The 20,414-nt window shown below is 31.8% G+C and carries 20 protein-coding genes; 15 read left to right on the top strand and 5 right to left on the bottom strand.

Annotation, left to right across the window (positions count from 1 at the left end; translation table 11 throughout):
• Positions 1-352: 352 nt before the first annotated feature.
• The 10 genes from HMPREF3186_RS01875 (at position 353) to HMPREF3186_RS01825 (ending at position 9,054) form a co-directional block, all read left to right on the top strand.
• Complete coding sequence (locus tag HMPREF3186_RS01875) at positions 353-1,000, top strand: O-methyltransferase (protein WP_060913676.1); 648 nt, start codon at positions 353-355, stop codon at positions 998-1,000.
• A gap of 48 nt (positions 1,001-1,048) precedes the next feature.
• Entirely contained in the window at positions 1,049-1,975 is a 927-nt protein-coding gene (locus HMPREF3186_RS01870) for a peptidase U32 family protein (RefSeq protein WP_060913675.1), read from the top strand.
• 96 nt (positions 1,976-2,071) lie between these two features.
• Positions 2,072-3,343, top strand: coding sequence for a peptidase U32 family protein (locus tag HMPREF3186_RS01865; protein WP_060913674.1), 1,272 nt, complete (start codon positions 2,072-2,074; stop codon positions 3,341-3,343).
• Positions 3,343-3,969, top strand: coding sequence for a uridine kinase (gene udk / locus HMPREF3186_RS01860; RefSeq protein ID WP_060913673.1), 627 nt, complete (start codon positions 3,343-3,345; stop codon positions 3,967-3,969). Before HMPREF3186_RS01865 ends, udk begins: the two co-directional genes overlap by 1 nt.
• A gap of 48 nt (positions 3,970-4,017) precedes the next feature.
• A complete protein-coding gene (gene greA / locus HMPREF3186_RS01855) occupies positions 4,018-4,506 on the top strand; it encodes a transcription elongation factor GreA (protein ID WP_004392794.1) in 489 nt (162 codons plus the stop codon).
• A gap of 4 nt (positions 4,507-4,510) precedes the next feature.
• Positions 4,511-5,194 carry a 5'-methylthioadenosine/S-adenosylhomocysteine nucleosidase gene (gene mtnN, locus HMPREF3186_RS01850; protein ID WP_060913672.1) on the top strand — a complete coding sequence of 228 codons (684 nt, stop codon included), beginning with the start codon at positions 4,511-4,513 and terminating at the stop codon, positions 5,192-5,194.
• 176 nt (positions 5,195-5,370) lie between these two features.
• Positions 5,371-6,336 carry a lysylphosphatidylglycerol synthase domain-containing protein gene (locus HMPREF3186_RS01845; RefSeq protein WP_060913671.1) on the top strand — a complete coding sequence of 322 codons (966 nt, stop codon included), beginning with the start codon at positions 5,371-5,373 and terminating at the stop codon, positions 6,334-6,336.
• Complete coding sequence (locus HMPREF3186_RS01840) at positions 6,333-6,932, top strand: glycerol-3-phosphate acyltransferase (protein ID WP_060913670.1); 600 nt, start codon at positions 6,333-6,335, stop codon at positions 6,930-6,932. The genes HMPREF3186_RS01845 and HMPREF3186_RS01840 overlap by 4 nt, the downstream gene beginning before the upstream one ends.
• Positions 6,933-7,789: 857 nt before the next feature.
• The gene (locus tag HMPREF3186_RS01830; RefSeq protein WP_060913668.1) at positions 7,790-8,350 is read left to right on the top strand and encodes an NlpC/P60 family protein; all 561 of its coding nucleotides are present in this window, start codon (positions 7,790-7,792) and stop codon (positions 8,348-8,350) included.
• A 512-nt stretch (positions 8,351-8,862) separates the two neighbouring features.
• Positions 8,863-9,054, top strand: coding sequence for a hypothetical protein (locus tag HMPREF3186_RS01825; protein WP_060913667.1), 192 nt, complete (start codon positions 8,863-8,865; stop codon positions 9,052-9,054).
• Between the two features lie 59 nt (positions 9,055-9,113).
• On the opposite strand, the gene HMPREF3186_RS01820 is transcribed toward HMPREF3186_RS01825, so the two are convergent.
• A complete protein-coding gene (locus HMPREF3186_RS01820; protein ID WP_060913666.1) occupies positions 9,114-10,769 on the bottom strand; it encodes an L-lactate permease in 1,656 nt (551 codons plus the stop codon).
• Positions 10,770-11,328: 559 nt separating this feature from the next.
• Between HMPREF3186_RS01820 and HMPREF3186_RS01815 the strand changes: the two genes are divergently transcribed.
• From HMPREF3186_RS01815 to lpdA, 4 genes are read left to right on the top strand one after another with little or no spacing between them, the layout of a single operon-like run.
• Entirely contained in the window at positions 11,329-12,309 is a 981-nt protein-coding gene (locus HMPREF3186_RS01815; protein ID WP_060913665.1) for a thiamine pyrophosphate-dependent dehydrogenase E1 component subunit alpha, read from the top strand.
• Between the two features lie 55 nt (positions 12,310-12,364).
• Positions 12,365-13,357, top strand: a complete 993-nt coding sequence (locus HMPREF3186_RS01810; RefSeq protein WP_060913664.1) for an alpha-ketoacid dehydrogenase subunit beta — start codon at positions 12,365-12,367, stop codon at positions 13,355-13,357.
• A gap of 31 nt (positions 13,358-13,388) precedes the next feature.
• Positions 13,389-14,789 (top strand): dihydrolipoamide acetyltransferase, encoded by a 1,401-nt coding sequence (locus HMPREF3186_RS01805; protein WP_060913663.1) that lies wholly within the window; start codon positions 13,389-13,391, stop codon positions 14,787-14,789.
• A 53-nt stretch (positions 14,790-14,842) separates the two neighbouring features.
• A complete protein-coding gene (gene lpdA / locus HMPREF3186_RS01800; protein ID WP_060913662.1) occupies positions 14,843-16,591 on the top strand; it encodes a dihydrolipoyl dehydrogenase in 1,749 nt (582 codons plus the stop codon).
• A 148-nt stretch (positions 16,592-16,739) separates the two neighbouring features.
• Here lpdA and budA read toward each other — a convergent pair whose 3' ends face one another.
• Together budA and HMPREF3186_RS01790 are read right to left on the bottom strand one after the other, a co-directional pair.
• A complete protein-coding gene (gene budA, locus HMPREF3186_RS01795) occupies positions 16,740-17,435 on the bottom strand; it encodes an acetolactate decarboxylase (protein WP_060913661.1) in 696 nt (231 codons plus the stop codon).
• Between the two features lie 10 nt (positions 17,436-17,445).
• Positions 17,446-17,979, bottom strand: coding sequence for a GNAT family N-acetyltransferase (locus HMPREF3186_RS01790; RefSeq protein WP_060913660.1), 534 nt, complete (start codon positions 17,977-17,979; stop codon positions 17,446-17,448).
• A 125-nt stretch (positions 17,980-18,104) separates the two neighbouring features.
• Between HMPREF3186_RS01790 and psiE the strand changes: the two genes are divergently transcribed.
• Positions 18,105-18,506 (top strand): phosphate-starvation-inducible protein PsiE, encoded by a 402-nt coding sequence (gene psiE / locus HMPREF3186_RS01785; protein ID WP_060913659.1) that lies wholly within the window; start codon positions 18,105-18,107, stop codon positions 18,504-18,506.
• A 39-nt stretch (positions 18,507-18,545) separates the two neighbouring features.
• Here the strand turns inward: psiE and HMPREF3186_RS01780 are convergent, their stop codons facing one another.
• Both HMPREF3186_RS01780 and trpS read right to left on the bottom strand, forming a co-directional pair.
• Complete coding sequence (locus HMPREF3186_RS01780; protein WP_060913658.1) at positions 18,546-19,292, bottom strand: DNA/RNA non-specific endonuclease; 747 nt, start codon at positions 19,290-19,292, stop codon at positions 18,546-18,548.
• A gap of 70 nt (positions 19,293-19,362) precedes the next feature.
• On the bottom strand, positions 19,363-20,379 hold the full coding sequence (trpS, locus tag HMPREF3186_RS01775; protein ID WP_060913657.1) for a tryptophan--tRNA ligase: 1,017 nt from the start codon (positions 20,377-20,379) through the stop codon (positions 19,363-19,365).
• Positions 20,380-20,414 lie beyond the last annotated feature (35 nt).

Below are 20,414 nucleotides of genomic sequence, written 5' to 3'. Positions count from 1 at the left end.
CCTATCTCGTGGATGTAATGCAGAAGATGTATACAAACTTTCATTAATTACAGCTGTTCAAGCTTTAGAAAAATAGTATTATAATTATAAAGAGGTTAACTTCGGTTGATCTCTTTTTTTAGTGTTCTTAATTAGATTTAAAGCGTATATATGGAAAATCAGTATTATATTTAAGATAAAATGTATTTAATGGATAAATTATATAAATTTTATAGCTACAAAAATATAATTGTATGATATGTATATAATGGTGTCGTGTCTATTTGAATATTTTATGTGTACTAGTCTTTATAATTGCATTTATACCAACTTTTATGGTATTATAATATGATGTATAAATATGGAGGTAAACATGGTTGCGATAGAATCAAAAGATGATTTATATGTTATTAATTTGTTAGAAGATTTTGATGAATTTTATCTAGAATTAGAAAAATATGCCGAAGAAAATAGAGTGCCTATTATAGATAAAATAGGGATAAGATTTTTAATTCAAATGCTTAAAGTAAAAAAAGCTAAGAATTTGTTAGAAATAGGAACGGCAATTGGATATACATCTATTAAATTAGCTGAAAAAATAGGATGTAATGTCACAACTATTGAGCGTGATGATAAGATGTATAACCAAGCAAAAAATAACATAGAAAAGAGAAATCTTACTGATAAAATAACATTACTTCATGCAGATGCATTAGAACTTCAAGGTGAAGTAGTGACAAATGCCCCATATGATGTAGTATTCATTGATGGTGCTAAGAGTCAAAGTAGAAAGTTTTTTGAATTATATGAACCATATTTTGCTGAGGATGTCGTAGTTATTACGGACAATGTACTATTCAAAGGAATGGTTGCCGATCCAAGTATTATTAAACATAGTAGAGATTTAAAACAACTTTCTAGAAAAATTAATAATTACAACGAATGGTTATTAAAACATGAAAATTATGAGAGTGTAATATTACCATTTGGAGATGGAATAACTATAACAACAAGAAAATAAAATTATAGAACTGTGAAGTTATTATATTTTATTAAGAGAGGATAAAAAATGACAGTAGAGTTAGTTGTAACACCGAAAAGTATTGATCATATTTATGAACTGATAAATGTAGGAGCTGATAGTTTCGTTATTGGTGAAGAAAAATATGGATTACGTCTTGCTGGTGAATTTAAGAGAGACGAATTAAAAAAAGCTATTGAGATTATACACCAAGCAGGGAAAAAAGCATACGTTAGTGTAAATGCAATATTCCATAATGAGCATATAGATGACTTAGTTGATTATTTACACTATTTATCAAAACTAAATGTAGATGCTCTAATATATGGAGAACCAACAATTATAACAATTTTAAGAGAAGAAAATCTTGACTTTAAACTTCAATGGGATCCACATACATTAGCTACGAACTCTTTCTCATGTAATTATTGGGGGAAACGTGGAGCTTATAGAACCTGTCTATCAAAAGAATTAACTATTGATGAAATTCTTGAAATTACAGGAAAAAGTGAATATGAGATTGAAGTACAAGTTCAGGGGATGCTTTGTATGTTCCAATCTGTAAGAAAATTGGTGGATAACTATTTTATGTATAGTGGTAAAGAGAAGTATATTGAAGAATATAGTAATTCTAAGAAACTATTCCTATACAGTCAAGATAGAAATGAACGTTATCCAATTTTTGAGGATTCGAATGGGACGCACATCATGAGTGCAAATGATATCTGTGCGATAGAAGAATTAGATCGTCTAATCGAAGCAGGGGTAACTGCATTTAAGATTGAAGGTGTTTTAAAAGATGAAGATTACATCACAGAGGTTGTAACTATTTATCGTGATGCTATTGATCTTTATTATGAAGATAAAGAGGCATACGAAGATGAAAAACAAGATTTCTATAACGATATAGAAAGAATTAAACCAAAATATAGAGAAGTAGACTTAGGGTTCTTCTATAAGAAAACTATGTACTAGTATATTTTTGAATGTATAAAAGGATAAGGTTTCCTATATAAAACCTAGTAAAAAAAGACAAGGAGGATGGGTCATACTTGAATGTGACCTTAACTTATGGCGATACCAAATATTTCAGAAATTAGAGACGGTAAGAGAGTAATAACGAAAAAACCAGAATTACTGCTTCCAGCAGGGAATTTAGAAAAATTAAAAATAGCTATTCATTACGGAGCAGATGCGGTGTTCTTAGGAGGGCAGGAGTTTGGACTTCGTAGTAATGCGGACAACTTTACAATTGAAGAGATTAAAGAAGGTTGTGAATTTGCAGCAAAATATGGAGCTGATATTTATGTTACAGCGAACATTATTGCGCACGATGAGAACTTTGAAGGATTAGATGAATTCTTAATGGGACTTCAAGATGCAGGAGTAAGAGGAATTATCGTAGCAGATCCATATATCATTGAAAGATGTAAAGCTGTGGCTCCAAAAGTAGAGGTACATATCAGTACACAACAATCAATCTCAAACTATAAGGAAGTTAGATATTGGGAAAGCGAAGGAGTGCACCGCGTAGTATTAGCTCGTGAAACAGGATATGAAGAAATTAAAGAAATTCGTGAAAAAACAGATGTAGAGATTGAGATGTTTGTTCACGGTGCAATGTGTATAGCGTATTCTGGACGTTGTACATTAAGTAACTACATGACAGCTCGTGATAGTAACCGTGGAGGGTGCTGTCAATCATGTCGTTGGAATTATGACCTTTATGAAGAAGGAACTGATGAAGATACTAAATTATTCGATGAAGGTGCAAATCCTTATGCGATGAGTCCAAAAGATTTAACATTAATTGAAGCAGTACCAGAGATTATTGAATTAGGTATTGATTCATTAAAAGTTGAAGGACGTATGAAGTCTATTCACTATGTAGCAACAGTTGCAAGTGTGTATAGAAAACTAATCGATGACTATTGTGCAGACCCAGATAATTTTGAGATGACACCAGAATATAAATTAGAACTATATAAATGTGCTAACCGTGACACTGCGATGTCATTCTTCTATGAGATTCCTAAGTATTCTGAACAAATGTTTGGAAACGAAGGTGGTAAGAAAACAAATTATGACTTCGTTGGGCAAGTTCTTCACTATGATGAAGAAACTCAAATTGCAACAATTCAACAACGTAACTTCTTTAAAACTGGGCAAGAAGTTGAATTTTTTGGACCAGAGATCGATACATTTAGACAAGTTATCGGAGAAATTTATGATGAAGATGGTGAATTACTAGATGCAGCAAGACATCCACTTCAAATTATTAGAACAAAATTAGACTCTAGAGTATTTAAAAGCAATATGATGCGAAAGGAAATGGGACGCTAATGGCTACAAAACGACCAAAAATTATCGGTATTGTTGGAGGAAGCGGTAGTGGTAAAACTACTGTTACAAAAAGAATTATAGACGAGTTAACTCAAGATAAAGTTGCTTTAATCGAGCAGGATTATTACTACAAAGATCAAAGCCATATGACAATGGATGAAAGAGTTAAAACAAACTATGATCACCCTAGTGCATTTGATAACGAATTACTTTACAATCATTTATTAGAATTAATTGAAGGGAAAGCTGTTGAATTACCTGTATATGATTATGTAAATCATACTCGTAGTAAAGAACAAAAACATCAAGAACCTAAAGATGTAATTATTATCGAAGGTATGTTTGGTCTTTATTCAGAGAAACTACGTGAATTAATGGATATTAAGATTTTTGTTGATACACCAAGTGATCTACGTATTTTACGAAGATTATTACGTGATATTAATGAGCGTGGAAGAACTGTAGAATCAGTAATAAATCAATATTTAGTATCAGTTAGACCGATGCATGAAAAGTATATTAAACCAACTAAACAATATGCTGATATTATTGTTCCTGATGGTGGATATAATGATATAGCGATTGATATTTTAATAACAAAAATCAAATCGCTACTAGCAAAATAATAAAAAAAACGATATAATATAGAGTAGACTAAAAAAAGGAGTATCACTATGGCTTTAGAAGAAAAATTAGAATATCAAATGACCCAAGAAGGTTATGACAAACTTGTTGAAGAATTAGAACACTATAAAAAAGTAAAACGTCCAGAAGTAATTGAAAAAATTAAAATTGCCCGTAGTTTCGGGGACTTATCTGAGAACTCAGAGTACGATGCAGCAAAAGATGAACAAGGATTTATCGAGCAAAGAATCTTAGAGATGGAACAAATGATTCGTTATGCTGTTATTATCGAATTAGATGGAAAATCAAGTACAATTCGTTTAGGTAACAAAGTAACTTATCAAGAACTACCAGATGGTTTAACAGAAACATACAAAATCGTAGGTAGTGCTGAGGCTAACCCATTTGAATTCAAAATTTCAAATGAATCTCCAGTAGCTCAAGCTTTATTAGGAAAAGAAGTTGGAGATGTAGCAAAAGTTTCATTACCAACAGGGCCAGAAGATTCAATGGATATCAAGATTTTAGCGGTAGAATAGTACTATGATAGCATTAATTGGTGCAATGCCAGAAGAAGTGGCTATAATAAAAGAAAAGATAGAAGATTTACAAGAAAAGAAAATAGCACATGTAACATTTTATGAAGGTAAATATGAAGGGCGCAATATTGTTCTTATGTTAAGTTTACCAGGGAAGGTGAATGCTGCTATTGCTACAACCCTATTACTAGATCACTATAAACCAGAGTATGTGATTAATATAGGTACATGTGGTGCGCTGCAAGGTGATATGGAAATTGGGGACATGATCGTTGCTACAGAAGTAAGACATTTTGATGTTGATGCAACAGAGTTTGGCTATGAAATTGGTCAAGTACCACAAATGCCAGCGGCATATAAGAGTGATGAAGAATTACAAAAATTAGCTTCAGAGATAAGCTTACCAGATCATAAAATCCACTTTGGGTTAGTGGGGACATCCGATTCTTTTATCTCTAATAAAGAGTTGAAAAAAGGAATATTGAAAAACTTTCCTAATATGCAAGTAGTTGAGATGGAAGCAGCAGCGATTGCTCAAACTTGTTACCAATTTGGAACAAAATTTATAGTTTGCCGTAGTGTAAGTGATAAGGCGGAAGAAGGAACTCGAGTTACTTTTGATGAATTCTTACAAATAGCTGCAGTAAACTCGTCAATATTAACTACAGCGTTAATAAAAAAACTTTAAAATTAATTATAAATCAGCAAAGAAGAGCGAAAGCTTTTCTTTGCTGTAATATTTATTTATAGAGTTTTACCTAATTAAACAGTTTATAGTTAGAATTTTAAATAATTAATTGTATTGAAAAAAATGTTATAAAATGTTAATATAAAGTAGATAAATATTATTTAAGGAAAAGAAAAATGAAAAATATTACTGAAAGAAGATCCTTTAATTATTTGAAGAATTTAGTTCAGATAAGCTTGGGATTATTGATATTTTATTTAATTTTTTCCTATTTTAAAAAAGAGATTGTTAGTTTAGATTTTAAAAAAATACATCATCTTACGCTAGCTATAGGTGAAATTAAGTTTGTAGTAGTGTTATTGTTCGGCTTATTAGGTATAAGTATTTTATGTCTTTATGATTATTTTGTCTTAAAAGCCATTAATTTAACAAAAAATATGTCTTCATTCCGTATTTTTAAAATTAGTTTTATGACTAACACATTAAATATGGTACTAGGTTTTGGTGGCTTTATTGGTGCCGGACTTAGATATTATATGTATAAACCATATACAAAAAACGGAAAAACATTAGTTACTGCAATAGGGATGATTCTTATTTCTATGCTTTCTGGAATCAGTCTATTGTCGATTTTTGTAGTACTAAATGTCTTTCCAGGACAAGCGTTATATGCTAATAATAAAATTTTTTATTATTCATTAATATTGATGTCTTTATTTTTACCATTGTATCTATTTTTTAATTTGAGAAAACCAAGAATTAGAACGGATAGATATTTAAGTGTTAAATTGACAGTGATTTCTTTTTTAGAATGGGTATTTGCAGCCCTTATTATTCTTATGATTCTTTATTTTTATACGGGAGATTTAGTAGCGGATAAGGAATTACAGATTATGGGAGTTATAATAGTTGCTTCAATAGTAGGCTTATTAACTATGATTCCAGGAGGATTAGGTACTTTTGATACTTTAGTTCTTATAGGGCTTAAGAACTTAGGGATAAATCCAGAGATTATAGGTGCGACAATTATAATATATAGATTATCATATTATGTTGTTCCGTTCTCTATTGGATGTTTTATGTTCCTAAGTGAAGGAATTAGAATGATAAAAGATAAATTTAAGAGAGGAGAAAAGTTATGATTACGACGATAATTTATGCGATAGTTGCCTATTTTATTGGAAATGTAATGGGTGGAAAATTATTAGAAAAGATTTATAAAGAAGAATTTACTAATAAAGGCTCTGGTAATGTTGGAGCACGAAATGCGGGACGTGTTTTAGGTCCTAGATCATTTTTATTTGTTTTAGCAGTAGATTTTTTCAAAGGCTTTTTTGTGGTTATATTACTGAAAATATTAGATGTTGATTCAAAAATTATATATATTTGTATAGTATTAGTATTATTAGGTCACATAAAACCTATTATCTTTAAGTTTAAAGGTGGTAAAGGGGTTGCGACATTCTTTGGTTGTTTAGCAGCATTATCATTAAATTTATTCTTAATCTTAATACTTTGTACATTAGTTATAGCTATTATTGTAAAAAGTCTAACAATTGGATTTTATTCTAGTCTTCCATTTGTAACGTATATAAACTATGTAGAAAATCCATCATTTATAATACTAGGAATTTTTCTACTAGCAGTTTTATTAATAAGTGTGGTAGCTGTAAAAGATATAGAAGAGTCATTTAATAAATATTTTAGTACAAGAAAAATTAAGAAATCAGTTCAATAGTGAGCTGATTTCTTTTTTTTGCTATTTAGAATTGTTATTTCGTAGTTCTTTTCTTATAAGAAGAGTACGCTTAATATTAATTATTGCATATAATAGGAGTAAAATTACAGAAATTATACATGCAATATAGGCGTATTCTACGCTTTTAATTTTTCTGATAAAGCTAAAAGAAGATATTGAGTATGGTGTTAGTACTGCTACAGTGTACATAGTAAATTCATACTTTAATAGATTCAAAACTTTATTTGTTTTTATTAGTAATTTATTTTTTTCTTTAAAATATCTCACAAAGCTCACGTAGACACATATCGGAATAGTTAAGTAGAAATAGATGATATTTTTTGTATAAAAAAATGCTGAAACTAGTATGATTAAAATAGGAAAAGTAATGATTAAGTATTTGTTATATTTCATATAATTCCCTCCTTTTTTTATATGAAAAGTAGTATATAAAAAATTACAAAAGTAGAATTAACTAAGTTTTAAGTTCTCTATTTCAGTTTCATTATAACATAACAAATACAAGTAGGATAGTACTATATACCTTATTTTTGTAGAATTTAATTCTAAGAAAGATTTTCTTCTGTACAATATAGAAAAATATATTGTGAAACTAAAATGTTACCTTAACTATAATTAAATTTCAGTTTTAATTATAGTTTAAAGTTGATTTAAGTGTGTTTTAGTTTATACCTATATAATATTATTTATCAACTATAAATTTAATATTTGATGAGAGATTCAGTAATAGATACTAATATCTTTTAATAGGTATAGATAATTGAAGTAAAATACTTAGAAATAGGTAAATAGAAATATATAAACATGTAGATAAAATAAATTAGGAGACAAATTAAATGAAGAATAAAAAATTACTTATTGGAGCTAGTTTAATAACAATGTTAACAACAGGAGCGATTGGTGGAGTAATACCGATACAAAATGCTTCAGCTCATGATATATCTGCTAATCAGGTTTCTACTCAATATACTGTGACTGATACAATTCAAACAAATCAAGAAGGAGAAGTATCTACTACAGTAACTCAATTGAATGCACAAGAAACTACAAATAGTCAAGTATCTTCGTCGAGTAAAGGAACTTCTATTTATCAAGCGGCATTAAGCCAAGTAGGTGCAATTCAAGATTGTACAATGCTAGTTACAAATGCATTAAAATCTGTAGGAATAAACTATCATGATTGGCCAGCTGGATATATGAGTTTAGGTACAATAGTATCAGTATCTGAAGCTCAACCCGGTGATTTAATTTATTATGCCAATGGTGGTATGGGGTTAGCACATATCGCAGTTTATGCAGGTAATGGACAAGCTATCCATGGGGGATGGCTTGGTAATCAAACTGTAGTTAATTCGGCAGATATAGGTAGTGGAGCGGTTTATATCCGTGTTAAATAAATATATGAACTATAAAAAACGTCTTGAAGTAATTTAAGGCGTTTTAATTAATAATTTGTGTTGATTTAAGTGATTTTAAAGTTAATAATATATAATATATTTATCTGATAAATTAATAGAAGTAGAAAATAGGAGATTATTCATATGTCATTAAAGAAGATAGCGAAGTTATTAGCGAATAAAAAAGTTAGAAAGATTGCATGGATGTTAATAAGTCATCCTAAATTTATAAAGATGCTGAAGAATAGTATAAAAAGATGATAAAACGAAGAAAATACATTTCAAAGACTATAATTCAACATGCTTATTGAATAATAAATAGGTATCAATCTACATACACTAGAGTAGTATTTATAGATATTCTTTATGTTAATTCAAATTCGAGCTCATTACGATTTATGAAGTTGTAAATCGTAATAGTTACTTAAGACGAAAATCTATTGACTTGTTATATAAAACATAATAAAATTTAACTATAGAATAATTAATTAAATAATACGGAGGCGATTAATATGAGCAAATGTGAATGTGAACACCACTGTCACTGTCATGATGCAGTAGAAGATTGTAAATGTGGAAACTGTGTTGAAGGAACATGTGAATGTAAAGAAGGTTGTGCTTGTGGATGCCATAATGCAAAAGAAGATTGTGAATGTGGAAACTGCAAAACAGGAGAATGTCATTGCGATAAGCATGCTGCATAATATTCCTATAAAAAAAGAGATCTGGAATTTTACCAAATCTCTTTTTTATTAACTTAAAATTATCTAAGTGTAATTAGAAGGTTAAGTACTCCTGCAAGAACAAGGAGTATAACACTCCATTTAATTGTTTTAGCGAAGATTTCGCTATCTCTGTTAACTAATCCAACGGCTGCTGCTGCAACTGCGATAGATTGAGGAGAGATCATTTTAGCGATAGCTCCACCCATGATGTTAGCAGCTACAAGTAATGATGGATCGATTCCAATTTGTGATGCAGTTACTGATTGTAATCCTGCGAATAATGATCCACTGTTAACAACAGATCCAGTTAAGAATACCCCAATCCAACCTAAGATAGGTGAGAATAGTGGGAAGACTTTACCAGTATTAGCAAATGCTAATCCTAATGTTGATGACATTCCAGAATAAGTTGAAATGTAAGCAAATGCAAGTACTGAACAAATTGTTAAGATTGGTCCCCATAATTCAACAGCTGTTTCTCTAATTGTAGAAATAACAATACGACTGTTAACTCTAAAAATAATGATTGTTAGAATTGCTGCAAGTAAAATTGCTGTTGTAGTCGAAGTAAATGGAGCAAAACTAAATACTGCTTTAATTGGAGTAGGTTGTTTTACGATAGGAGCAACACGTGCAACTGCGCCATCAATGTAGTATGGGAAGTTGAAAATTAGTGAGTTTAAAGCTCCCGCTGTTTGACCTGTTTTAGGATTTGCAGCTTGGATTAGTTGTTTGAAGAATCCAGTGTTTAGTAAAGTAACGAATAGTGTTAAAAGAATGAACGGTGTCCATGCTCTAACAACTTCTTTACCTGACAATGTCCCTTTGTCATCTTTAGAAATTTCTTTAGTTTCAGCAGTAAGTGGTTGTTTTGGTTGCCAGAATCTTAAGAATACGATTAAAGCAAGTAAACTCACGATAGCAGAAGAAACGTTAACTAGTTCTGGTCCTACGAAGTTTAAGAAAATAAATTGTGTTACTGCGAAACCACCACCAGAAACAATGATTGCTGGGAATGTTTCTTTGATTCCTTTAAATCCATCAACCATAAATACGATAAGGAATGCAATAATAACTGTAACAAGACATAAGATTAATGATGTATTTTTACCAAGTGTTAGAGCATCTAAATCTGTTAATGTAGCTGGAACCGTTACTGGAATACCCATTGCACCATAAGCACCACCAGCGATGTTAGCAACTAAACAAATTGCAGCAGATTGTAAAGGTTTGAAACCTAAACCTACTAAAATTGCGGCTGTAATAGCAACTGGAGCACCGAATCCTGCAGCACCTTCTAAGAATGCATTGAATGAAAATGCAATTAGAAGAACTTGAATTCTTTTATCTGGTGAAATAGATGAGATACTTTGTTTCATTACATCGAAGAATCCCATTTTAACTGTTAATTTGTATAAGAAGATTGCAGCAAGAACGATACTAGCAACAGGCCATAAACCTGAAACAATACCTTGTTCTGCAGCACCAGCGATTTTATCTACTGGCATCTTGTAACAAACAGCAGCTACGATAGCTGCACTAAGAATACTTAAACCTCCGGCTGTATAACCTTTAAGTTTAAAAACTACTAATGAAATTAAAAATATAACTATAGGAAGAGCAGCAACAGCAGCAGATAACCAAATATTACCCATAGGATTGTACTGTTGTTCCCAAATAGTATTAAGAATCATTATAATTCCTCCTAAATTGAAAATTTGTATATAATAATTATATATAAAATACTGTACTAATGCAAGCTATTAAACCACATTTTCATGAGATTTTCAAAAATAAAATGTTTATATAGTTTTAAGAAATTAATCAAACATATTCAATTTTTTGCTTTAAATGTGCATCTTTAAAGATGAGTAAACGCTTCAGTAAATTTGCAAAGTGAAAAGATAAAGAAATATTAATTATTAAAAAAAATTTATATATAAAAAATAGAGAAATAGTATAATTTTTATTTTTAAAAATCTGTATCCGTATATTTTTTATTTTATTACGACAGGTTGTAAAAAATAAAATGTATATGAATTATAAAGGAAAATGCTTTCTTTTAAACTGTGCTAATACAGTAGAAGTTTATGTTGGTATGTGAACCGAATAATATTACTGAGATAAATATTATTATTTTATTGTGATTATAGATTTGACATTTTTCGTGAAAAATAGTATATTAATAGTGTAATATATGATTAATAAATAATTTATATACATTTAATATATATACAAACTTTGGAGGTTATTATGGTAAAAACATCAAAAGATTTAACTAAACAAGAGCATTTAGAAATGTATGAACTAATGCACCTTATTAGAGATTTTGATATGGAGTTGAGTAAACTATACTCTCGTGGTTTAGTTCACGGTATGACTCACTATTCAGTAGGAGAGGAAGCAGCTAACGTTGGAGCAATTTATCCATTAAGAAAAGAAGACTTAATGTTTTCTAACCACCGTGGTCACGGTCAAACAATTGCTAAAGGAATTGAAATTGATCGTATGATGGCTGAAATCCTTGGTAAAGAAACAGGTCAATGTAAAGGACGTGGAGGAAGTATGCACGTTTATGACCTTGAACAAGGAAACATGGGATGTAATGGTATAGTTGGAGGAGGACACGGTTTAAGTACTGGTGCCGCTTTAGCTCAAAAAATGAAACAAACAGGTAACATCGTTATTTGTTGTATGGGTGACGGAGCTACTAACGAAGGAAGTTTCCACGAATGTTTAAACATGGCATCTAACTGGGATTTACCACTTATTTTCTACGTAATTAACAATAAATATGGTATCTCAATGGCTCAAGAAAGATGTATGCGTGTTAAAGAAATTACTGAACGTGCAGCTTCATACAGAATCAAAGGGATTCACGTTGCAGACGGAAACGACGTATTAGCAGTATATGATGCAATGCAAGAAGCTATCGAACACACTAGAAGTGGAAAAGGACCTGTTTTAGTAGAAGCAGTATCTTACAGATGGTTTGGACACTCTGCATCAGATGCAGGTAAATACCGTAGCCGTGAAGAAGTAGCTGAGTGGAAGCTTAAAGATCCTAACGTAAAATATAAAAACTACTTATTAGAAAACGGAATTGCTACAGAAGAAGAATTAAAAGAAATCGAAGATAGATCAAAAGCAACTATCGATGATGCTGTAGAATTTGCGAAAGAATCACCATTTGCTGATGGTGCAATAGCGTTCCAAGATAACTACGCTGACTAATATTTTAAGTTAAAATAATTTAAATAATATTTTATATAATAGGAGATTAATAGTTATGACTAAAGAAACAAAAATTATGACGGTTCGTGAAGCCATAAAAGAAGCTATGACTCACGAAATGCGTGAAGATGAAAATGTATTTTTAATGGGTGAAGATGTTGGTATCTTCGGAGGAGACTTCGGTACTACAGTTGGTATGTTAGAAGAATTCGGTTCAGAACGTGTTATCGATACACCAATCAGTGAAGCAGCTATTTGTGGTGCTGCTGCAGGAGCTGCTTCAGTAGGTATGCGTCCAATCGTAGACGTAACATTTATGGACTTCGTAACAATTGGTATGGATGCAATTGTTAACCAAGCTGCACCGATGCGTTATATGTTAGGTGGAGAAGTGCAAGTACCAGTTACATACCGTTGTGCATCTGGTGCAGGTACAGGGGCTGCGGCTCAACACTGTAAAGCTCTAGAAGCATGGTTCTGTCACATTCCAGGTCTTAAAGTAGTAGCACCAGGAACAGCAGGAGATGTTTACTCAATCTTAAGAGCTGCAATCAGAGATAACAACCCAGTTATCTACATTGAACCAAAAGCGTTATTTGGACGTAAAGGCGAAGTAGAAGTAGGTAAAATTGGTGTAATCGGTCAAGGTGACATCAAAGTTGAAGGATCTGATGTAACATTAGTATCTTGGGGAAGAATGTTAGAGCGTAGCTTAAAAGCAGCTGAAGAATTAAAAGAAGAAGGAATCTCAGTAGAAGTACTTGACCCAATTACATTAGTACCATTAGATACTGATCTAATTGTTGAATCAGTTAAGAAAACTGGAAAATTAGTAGTATGTCACGACTCATTCAAAACTGGTGGATTCGGTGGAGAAATCGTTGCTCGTATCGCAGAAAGTGATGCATTTGATTTCTTAGATAGCCCTATTTACCGTGTTGCTGGTGCTGACACACACATTCCATCAGCTAAAAACTTAGAAAAATTAGTTGTACCTGATGTAGAAGACATCAAAGAAACTATTAGAAAAGCTGTAAATAAAAAATAAAAATTTAGTTAGTGAAGGATGTGAATAGAATATGGCAGTAGAGGTAATAATGCCAAAAGCCGGTAGTGAAATGGAAGAAGGCGAAATCGTACAATGGTTTAAGCAAGAAGGTGACGAAGTAAAAGAAGGAGAAATCCTACTTGAAATCGTAACAGATAAAGTAAATATGGAAGTTGAAGCTGAAGCAAGCGGAACTTTATTAAAAATTGTACACCCAGCTGGATCAGTTGTACCAGTAGTTCAAACTATTGCATGGATTGGACAAGCTGGAGAAGCTGTACCTGGAGCTGGAGCGGCACCAGCAGCTGCAGCGGCACCAGTAGAAGAAACTGTTGTTGAAACTAAAGTTGAAGCAGCACCTGCTCAAGAAGTAGTAGTATTTGACAACTCTGGTCTTCGTGCTACACCAGCAGCTAGAGCGTATGCTCGTGAAAACGGAATCGACTTATCTCAAGTAAAAGGTACTGGAGCTAAAGGTCGTGTTCATAAAGACGATGTAGTTGATTATAAACTAAATGCAAAAGCTAAAATCTCTCCACTTGCTGCACGTATTGCAGAAGTTGAAGAAATTAATACTGACGCTATCGTTGGAACTGGACCAAAAGGTAAAATTATGAAAGCAGATGTTCTTTCTGTTCTTAACGGAAGTGCAAGTGAAGCTGCTGCAAGTGCAAGTGAAGTTGCTGCACCAGCAAGCGCTAAATCTGCTAAAGCACCTAATGAAAATCAATGGGGTGTTGTTGAAACTGTACCAATGTCACCAATGCGTAAAGTTATTTCTAAACGTATGAGTGAATCTTACTTCAGTGCACCAACATTCGTTGTAAACGTTGAAGTTGATATGACTGAATTATTAGCTTTACGTAAAAAAGTTGTTGATGCAATTATCGAAGAAACAGGTAAAAAAGCAACAGTTACTGACTTTATTTCATTAGCTGTAATTAAATCATTAATGAAACACCCATATGTAAATGCTTCTTTATCAAGTGATGAAAAAGAAATGTATTTACACCACTATGTAAACTTATCAATCGCTGTTGGTATGGATAGTGGATTAGTAGTACCAGTAATTAAAGGTGCTGATAAGATGAGCCTTAAAGAGCTTGTAGTAGCTTCTAAAGAAATTACAACAAAAGCTCTTGCTGGTAAATTAAAACCAGATGAAATGGCAGATTCTACATTTACAATTAGTAACTTAGGTATGTATGGAGTTAAGAGCTTCGTACCAATCATTAACCAACCAAATACAGCTATTCTAGGTGTAAGTGCTACTGTACAAAAACCAGTGGTATTAAATGGTGAGGTTACTGTAAGACCTATCATGACATTAACATTAACAGCGGACCACCGTGTTGTTGACGGATTAGAAGGAGCTAAATTCATGAAGACTCTGAAAGAAGCTATCGAAAATCCACTATCATTACTAATTTAATAATGATATAATATTTATAAAACAAGATAAAGTGTATAAGGAGTGATTAAAACATGGCAGTTGAAGTTATAATGCCAAAAGCCGGAAGTGAAATGGAAGAAGGCGAAATCGTACAATGGTTTAAGCAAGAAGGTGACGAAGTAAAAGAAGGAGAAATCCTACTTGAAATCGTAACAGATAAAGTAAACATGGAAGTTGAAGCAGAGGCAAGCGGAACTTTATTAAAAATCTTACACCCAGCTGGATCAGTTGTACCAGTAGTTCAAACTATTGCATGGATTGGACAACCTGGAGAAGCAGTTCCTGGAGGAGACAGTACTACTGCAGCAGCTCAAGAAATCGTTAAAGAAGTTGCAGCAGATGTTAAAGTACCTGAAACTAAAGCAGGAGAAGAAGCACCAAAACGCGAACGTCGTGGTGAATATGACGTAGTAGTAGTTGGTGGAGGTCCTGCAGGATATGTATCAGCTATTAAAGCCGCTCAATTAGGTGGTAAAGTAGCATTAGTAGAAAATCGTGAACTAGGTGGAACATGTCTAAACCGTGGATGTATTCCAACAAAAACATTCCTACACAATGCTGAAATTATCAACCACATCCGTTCTGCTAAAGACCGTGGTATTAAACTTGTAAATGATGCATTCTCAGTTGATATGGAACAAACTGTAGCAGTTAAGAATAAAATTTCTAAAACTCTATCAGGAGGAATTGGAGGATTACTTAAATCTTACGGTGTTAAAGTATTTAACGGTGTTGGACAATTAACAGCTGATAAAAAAGTTTCTGTTGATGGAAAAGAAACAATTGATGCTGACAGAGTAATCTTAGCTGGTGGATCAAAAGTAAGTAGAATTAATATTCCAGGAATGGATAGTGATAAAGTTCTTACAAGTGATGAATTCTTAGATATTAATGAAGTACCAGCTCGTTTAGCAGTTATCGGTGGAGGAGTTATTGGATCAGAGTTAGGACAAGCATTCTCTACTTTCGGATCTGAAGTAACTATCGTTGAAATGGCTGATCGTTTAATCGCTGGAATGGATAAAGATGCATCTGCAGCATTAGAAAAACAATTCAAAAAACAAGGTATTAAAGTTCTTACATCAACTAAATTATTAGAAATCGTTGACAAAGGTCAAGAAGTAGTAGTTAAAGTTGAAGGAAAAGAAGATATCGTTGCAGACAAAGTATTATTATCAATTGGACGTGTTCCAGATAACACATGTCTTGGTGAATTAGCAGATCAATTCGAAATGGAACGTGGTCGTGTTAAAGTTAACGAGTACATGGAAACATCTGTTGAAGGTATTTACGCTCCTGGTGATATTAACGGAACTAAGATGTTAGCTCATGCAGCATTCAAGATGGGAGAAGTTGCAGCAGAAAACGCAATGGGTCACCACAAAAAAGTTGATCTTAAATCTACTCCAGCAGCAATTTACACTCACCCAGAAATCGCAATGGTTGGTTTAACTGAAGAACAAGCTCGTGAAAAATATGACATCAAAGTTGGTAAATTCAACTTTGCAGCTAACGGACGTTCATTAGCATCTAACCAAGGTGAAGGATTCGTTAAAGTAATTATGGATACTAAATACAGAGAAATCTTAGGTATCCACATTGTTGGACCAGTTGCAGCTGAGTTAATCAACGAAGGGTCTACTTTAATTCAAACAGAAATGACAATTGATGACGTTATGGATATTATCCATGGTCACCCAACATTCTCTGAAGCTTTATATGAAGCTATGACTGACTGTGTTGACTTATGTCTACATGCACCTAAGAAAAAAACTAAATAATAGTTTATAAAGAAAAAGATGGCTAGTAATTTGCTAGTCATCTTTTTTTCTGTATAATGTATCTCTGTTAAATTTAGGATATGAGAAAAAAATACACTAGGAATATAGGCATATTTTTCTACTAAAATTCCTAGTGTAATTTAAATTTTTAGTTTTTAACTTCTGCGATACTAATTTTTTCATGAAGAGTAGTTTCATCTATTTTTATATTTTGATATTCGTCATTTACTGGAAATTTTAATGAATAATTTAAAGGTTTAGAAATTTCTACAAGACCGTTTAATATTTCAAAATCAAAGATATGTCCACCCGCTTTTAAATCATTACTAATGTAGTGTAAATGAAATCCACCAACACCTAATCCTTGGGCATAATAAGGAGAGAAAAAACCAACTATTGTACCTTGTGTATTTTTATAATGAAAAATATTTTGATTCTCTAGTACTTCTAGTAGAGGTGGATATGGTTTTTCTTGTTTTTTTGGAGATCTAGTATTCATCTTCTGAAAGTTTCCTGAAATTTTTATTGCATAGAAATAATTTTGATTTAAGTAATCTTGAACTTTTTCTAATAAGTTTTTAAACGTAAGATTATCAAATTTCTGGTATTCTTTTTCGAATGTAGTAATTGTAGCGAATGGTGTACTTTCTTTGATTGATTGAAGATATGAATTACCGAAATAATCTGTTTTATAAATTTTACTATCTAAAATTACCATTTCACCATCAATGCCATCAAATGTACCAATTCCAAAATTGCCGTATTTCAGTAGTTCTTCTATAGTCATGCTTCCACTATAAGCGCCTTCTATAATTCCTGCCATAGTTCCATATTGAAATATCATTTTTATCCTCCTAGTAATTAATAGAATTAAATTCTTCTCTTAAAATTCCGTATTTTACAGAATCATAATATAAACCATTGTAATATCTAACTTTTCTAATTCTTGCTTCACAAAGAAGGCCTAGTTTTTCTGCAAGTTTCATCATTCTAATGTTTCCACTCCAAGTAGTTAGACCAATATGTTGTATTTCAGGAAATCTATTAAAACATATCTTAATCCAGTTATATAAAGCAGCATATCCTATACCTTTTGCCCAGACATCTTGATCATATATTACAATTCCAATTTCTAACCATCGAGTAGCTAAGCTTTCCCAATAATATGTTACAATGCCGATTGGTTTATCATTTAAAAATATACCTAAGACACGTTCACTTAAGAAATATTCATGATGATTTTTTAGTAAGAATGTTTCTAAATTTATATATTTAAATTCATTAAAGTATGGTGCATTATATTTACTCCATTCAGGTTCTTCTGATGAGTAAATAACATCGTATAAATCTGTTAAATGTTTTTCTTTGATTTTTTTTAGTGTAATCATATACGCCTCCTTTTTATTATTATATCATATTTAATGTTTAAAACTTGTATTACAATCTAATTCAATAGAATATTAAGATTTAATATGATATAATGATTCTTGTATAAAAATTAGTGAGGTGAAATATGGAGAAATTTAGTAAAATAATATCTGATATTTTCCTTTGGATAATGAATATAGGATTATTAATAATAGGAGTATTATTATCATTTGGGTTAATAATGGAGGCTAAAGAAATATATCATGAAGGTGTGAAATTTTTGGCTGATCAAGGTAATTATCAACACTTTGTTGAAGGAATATTAGTATTTTTCCTATATTTTGAGTTTGTGGCTCTTATTGTGAAATATTTTAAAAACAATTATCATTTTCCACTTAGATATTTTATTTATATTGGAATCACAGCGATTATTAGGTTAATTATAGTTCAACATGATGATCCTTACAGCGTATTAATATGGGCAGCTGCAATTTTATTGTTAGTTATAAGTTTAGCGATTGCTGAGAAATTTATAAAAAAAGATTAAGAAAAGACTTCGAACCACTTTAGGTTCGAAGTCTTAGTTTCATTTCACAGTATATTTACCTGTTTTATAATCGATAGTAACACCTTTTTGGAAGTTTGGTAAGAATACATTGTATTTAACACTCTTACCATTATCTTCAACTGACATTGCTTCCATGATAACCCCCTGAGCAACTAGGTCATCACCTTTGAAAACAGGAGTTACACGATAACGTACATGTTTTTTAGTTTTCTTAACATAATCAGCAACTTCATTTTCAAAGGGAATCATATTAAGATTCATAAATCTTGTTCCTGTCATAAGGTTTTTATCATTATCATTTTCTCCAGCTAGTTGGAAAGCAATTAAATGCGATCTATCGTAAACATGAGTTCCTCTGTTACTTTGCCACCCACTAGGACGAACATGTGCAATTTCCTCACGTTTATCAGTTGGCATTAAATCAACACCGATGATACCATTTGCCTGTCCGACACGACCAAGTTTATCTAATTGACTATAGTTTTCAAATGAAGTCGTAGCTAAGTCTTCTTTAGAGAAGTATGGATTATTATTATTTAGTACTTTATACTTATTATCGTCAGTCGCTTCACTTTCTTTAGGTGCTGTAAGAGAGTTTATCACATCATCAGGAATTTTTGAAACACTTGTGAATGTTGTAGCAGTATTTGAATTTTTATTTGATGATTTATTCGTGTAATAAGTAATAGCAAATGATGCTAAAATTACTATTGCAATTGATATAATTGAAAATAGTGACAATTGTTGTTTTTTTCTTTTTGCCATAAGACCTCCTTGTTTTTATAATAATTCAAACGATTAAGAGGAAGAGTAGAGCTCTTCCCCTATAAAAAATTTATTTTTTGAAGTAATTAATTCCCATTGCATCTTTTACTTCATCTAAAGTAGCGGCTGAAACTTTCTCAGCTTTTTCACTTCCAGCTTTAAGCATTCTGTATACTTCAGCTTTATCTTTTGCGAATTCTTCACGACGTTCTCTTATAGGGCGTAAGTAGTCTTGCATTACGTCATTTAATCGGCGTTTTAATTTCATATCGCCAAGTCCACCGCGAGAGTAATGTTCTTTAAGTTCTGCAACTTCATCAGTACGAGTATCGAAAATGTCTAAGTATTTGAATACAACATTTCCTTCTACTTGACCTGGATCTTCAATTTTAATATGATTTGGATCAGTGTACATTTTCATGATTTTAGCTTTAATGTTTTCTTCACTGTCACCTAGGTAAATACCGTTATTTAAACTCTTACTCATTTTTCCTTGTCCATCAATACCTACAAGACGAGCATGATTTTTTGGTGGTAGTACAATCTCAGGTAATACTAGAACTTCTTTATTGTATGTTCTATTGAAGTCACGAACGATTTCACGAGTTTGTTCAAGCATTGGTTTTTGATCTTCACCAACAGGAACGTGCGTTGCTTTAAAGGCAGTAATATCCGCAGCTTGGCTTACAGGATAAGTAAAGAATCCTGCAGGAATACTTTCACCAAATTTTTTGTCATTAATTTCCTGTTTAACAGTAGGGTTACGGTGTAATCTAGAAACTGATACTAAATTCATGTAGTACATGTATAATTCTGCAAGTTGTGGAATTTGTGATTGAATAAAAATAGTAGTCTTGCTAGGATCGATTCCAACTGCAAGGTAATCAAGTGCTACTTCTGTAATATTCTCGATAACTTTTCCTGGGTTATCGGCATTATCAGTAAGTGCTTGTTGATCGGCGATCATAATAAATACTTCAGTATCATCTTCGTTTTGTAAAGCTATACGATTTTTTAAAGAGCCAACATAGTGTCCTAAGTGAAGTTTACCAGTTGGTCTATCTCCAGTTAAAATAATTTTTGTCATAAAAGGGTAACTCCTTTAAAATAATTTTAATAATT

Source organism: Gemella haemolysans, from assembly GCF_001553035.1.
In the GTDB taxonomy this organism is placed as follows: Bacteria; Bacillota; Bacilli; order Staphylococcales; family Gemellaceae; genus Gemella; species Gemella haemolysans_B.
This window is presented reverse-complemented; position numbering and strand designations above follow the sequence as displayed.

Bases quoted from the DNA above. Each gene is read 5' to 3' on its own strand.
- HMPREF3186_RS01810 (WP_060913664.1), top strand. From the start codon at position 12,365: ATGACTAAAGAAACAAAAATTATGACGGTTCGTGAAGCCATAAAAGAA.
- HMPREF3186_RS01815 (WP_060913665.1), top strand. From the start codon at position 11,329: ATGGTAAAAACATCAAAAGATTTAACTAAACAAGAGCATTTAGAAATG.
- HMPREF3186_RS01870 (WP_060913675.1), top strand. From the start codon at position 1,049: ATGACAGTAGAGTTAGTTGTAACACCGAAAAGTATTGATCATATTTAT.
- psiE (WP_060913659.1), top strand. From the start codon at position 18,105: ATGGAGAAATTTAGTAAAATAATATCTGATATTTTCCTTTGGATAATG.
- HMPREF3186_RS01805 (WP_060913663.1), top strand. From the start codon at position 13,389: ATGGCAGTAGAGGTAATAATGCCAAAAGCCGGTAGTGAAATGGAAGAA.
- HMPREF3186_RS01840 (WP_060913670.1), top strand. From the start codon at position 6,333: ATGATTACGACGATAATTTATGCGATAGTTGCCTATTTTATTGGAAAT.
- udk (WP_060913673.1), top strand. From the start codon at position 3,343: ATGGCTACAAAACGACCAAAAATTATCGGTATTGTTGGAGGAAGCGGT.
- HMPREF3186_RS01875 (WP_060913676.1), top strand. From the start codon at position 353: ATGGTTGCGATAGAATCAAAAGATGATTTATATGTTATTAATTTGTTA.
- trpS (WP_060913657.1), bottom strand. From the start codon at position 20,379: ATGACAAAAATTATTTTAACTGGAGATAGACCAACTGGTAAACTTCAC.
- HMPREF3186_RS01830 (WP_060913668.1), top strand. From the start codon at position 7,790: ATGAAGAATAAAAAATTACTTATTGGAGCTAGTTTAATAACAATGTTA.
- HMPREF3186_RS01820 (WP_060913666.1), bottom strand. From the start codon at position 10,769: ATGATTCTTAATACTATTTGGGAACAACAGTACAATCCTATGGGTAAT.
- HMPREF3186_RS01865 (WP_060913674.1), top strand. From the start codon at position 2,072: ATGGCGATACCAAATATTTCAGAAATTAGAGACGGTAAGAGAGTAATA.
- HMPREF3186_RS01780 (WP_060913658.1), bottom strand. From the start codon at position 19,292: ATGGCAAAAAGAAAAAAACAACAATTGTCACTATTTTCAATTATATCA.
- mtnN (WP_060913672.1), top strand. From the start codon at position 4,511: ATGATAGCATTAATTGGTGCAATGCCAGAAGAAGTGGCTATAATAAAA.
- budA (WP_060913661.1), bottom strand. From the start codon at position 17,435: ATGATATTTCAATATGGAACTATGGCAGGAATTATAGAAGGCGCTTAT.
- HMPREF3186_RS01790 (WP_060913660.1), bottom strand. From the start codon at position 17,979: ATGATTACACTAAAAAAAATCAAAGAAAAACATTTAACAGATTTATAC.
- HMPREF3186_RS01845 (WP_060913671.1), top strand. From the start codon at position 5,371: ATGAAAAATATTACTGAAAGAAGATCCTTTAATTATTTGAAGAATTTA.
- greA (WP_004392794.1), top strand. From the start codon at position 4,018: ATGGCTTTAGAAGAAAAATTAGAATATCAAATGACCCAAGAAGGTTAT.
- lpdA (WP_060913662.1), top strand. From the start codon at position 14,843: ATGGCAGTTGAAGTTATAATGCCAAAAGCCGGAAGTGAAATGGAAGAA.
- HMPREF3186_RS01825 (WP_060913667.1), top strand. From the start codon at position 8,863: ATGAGCAAATGTGAATGTGAACACCACTGTCACTGTCATGATGCAGTA.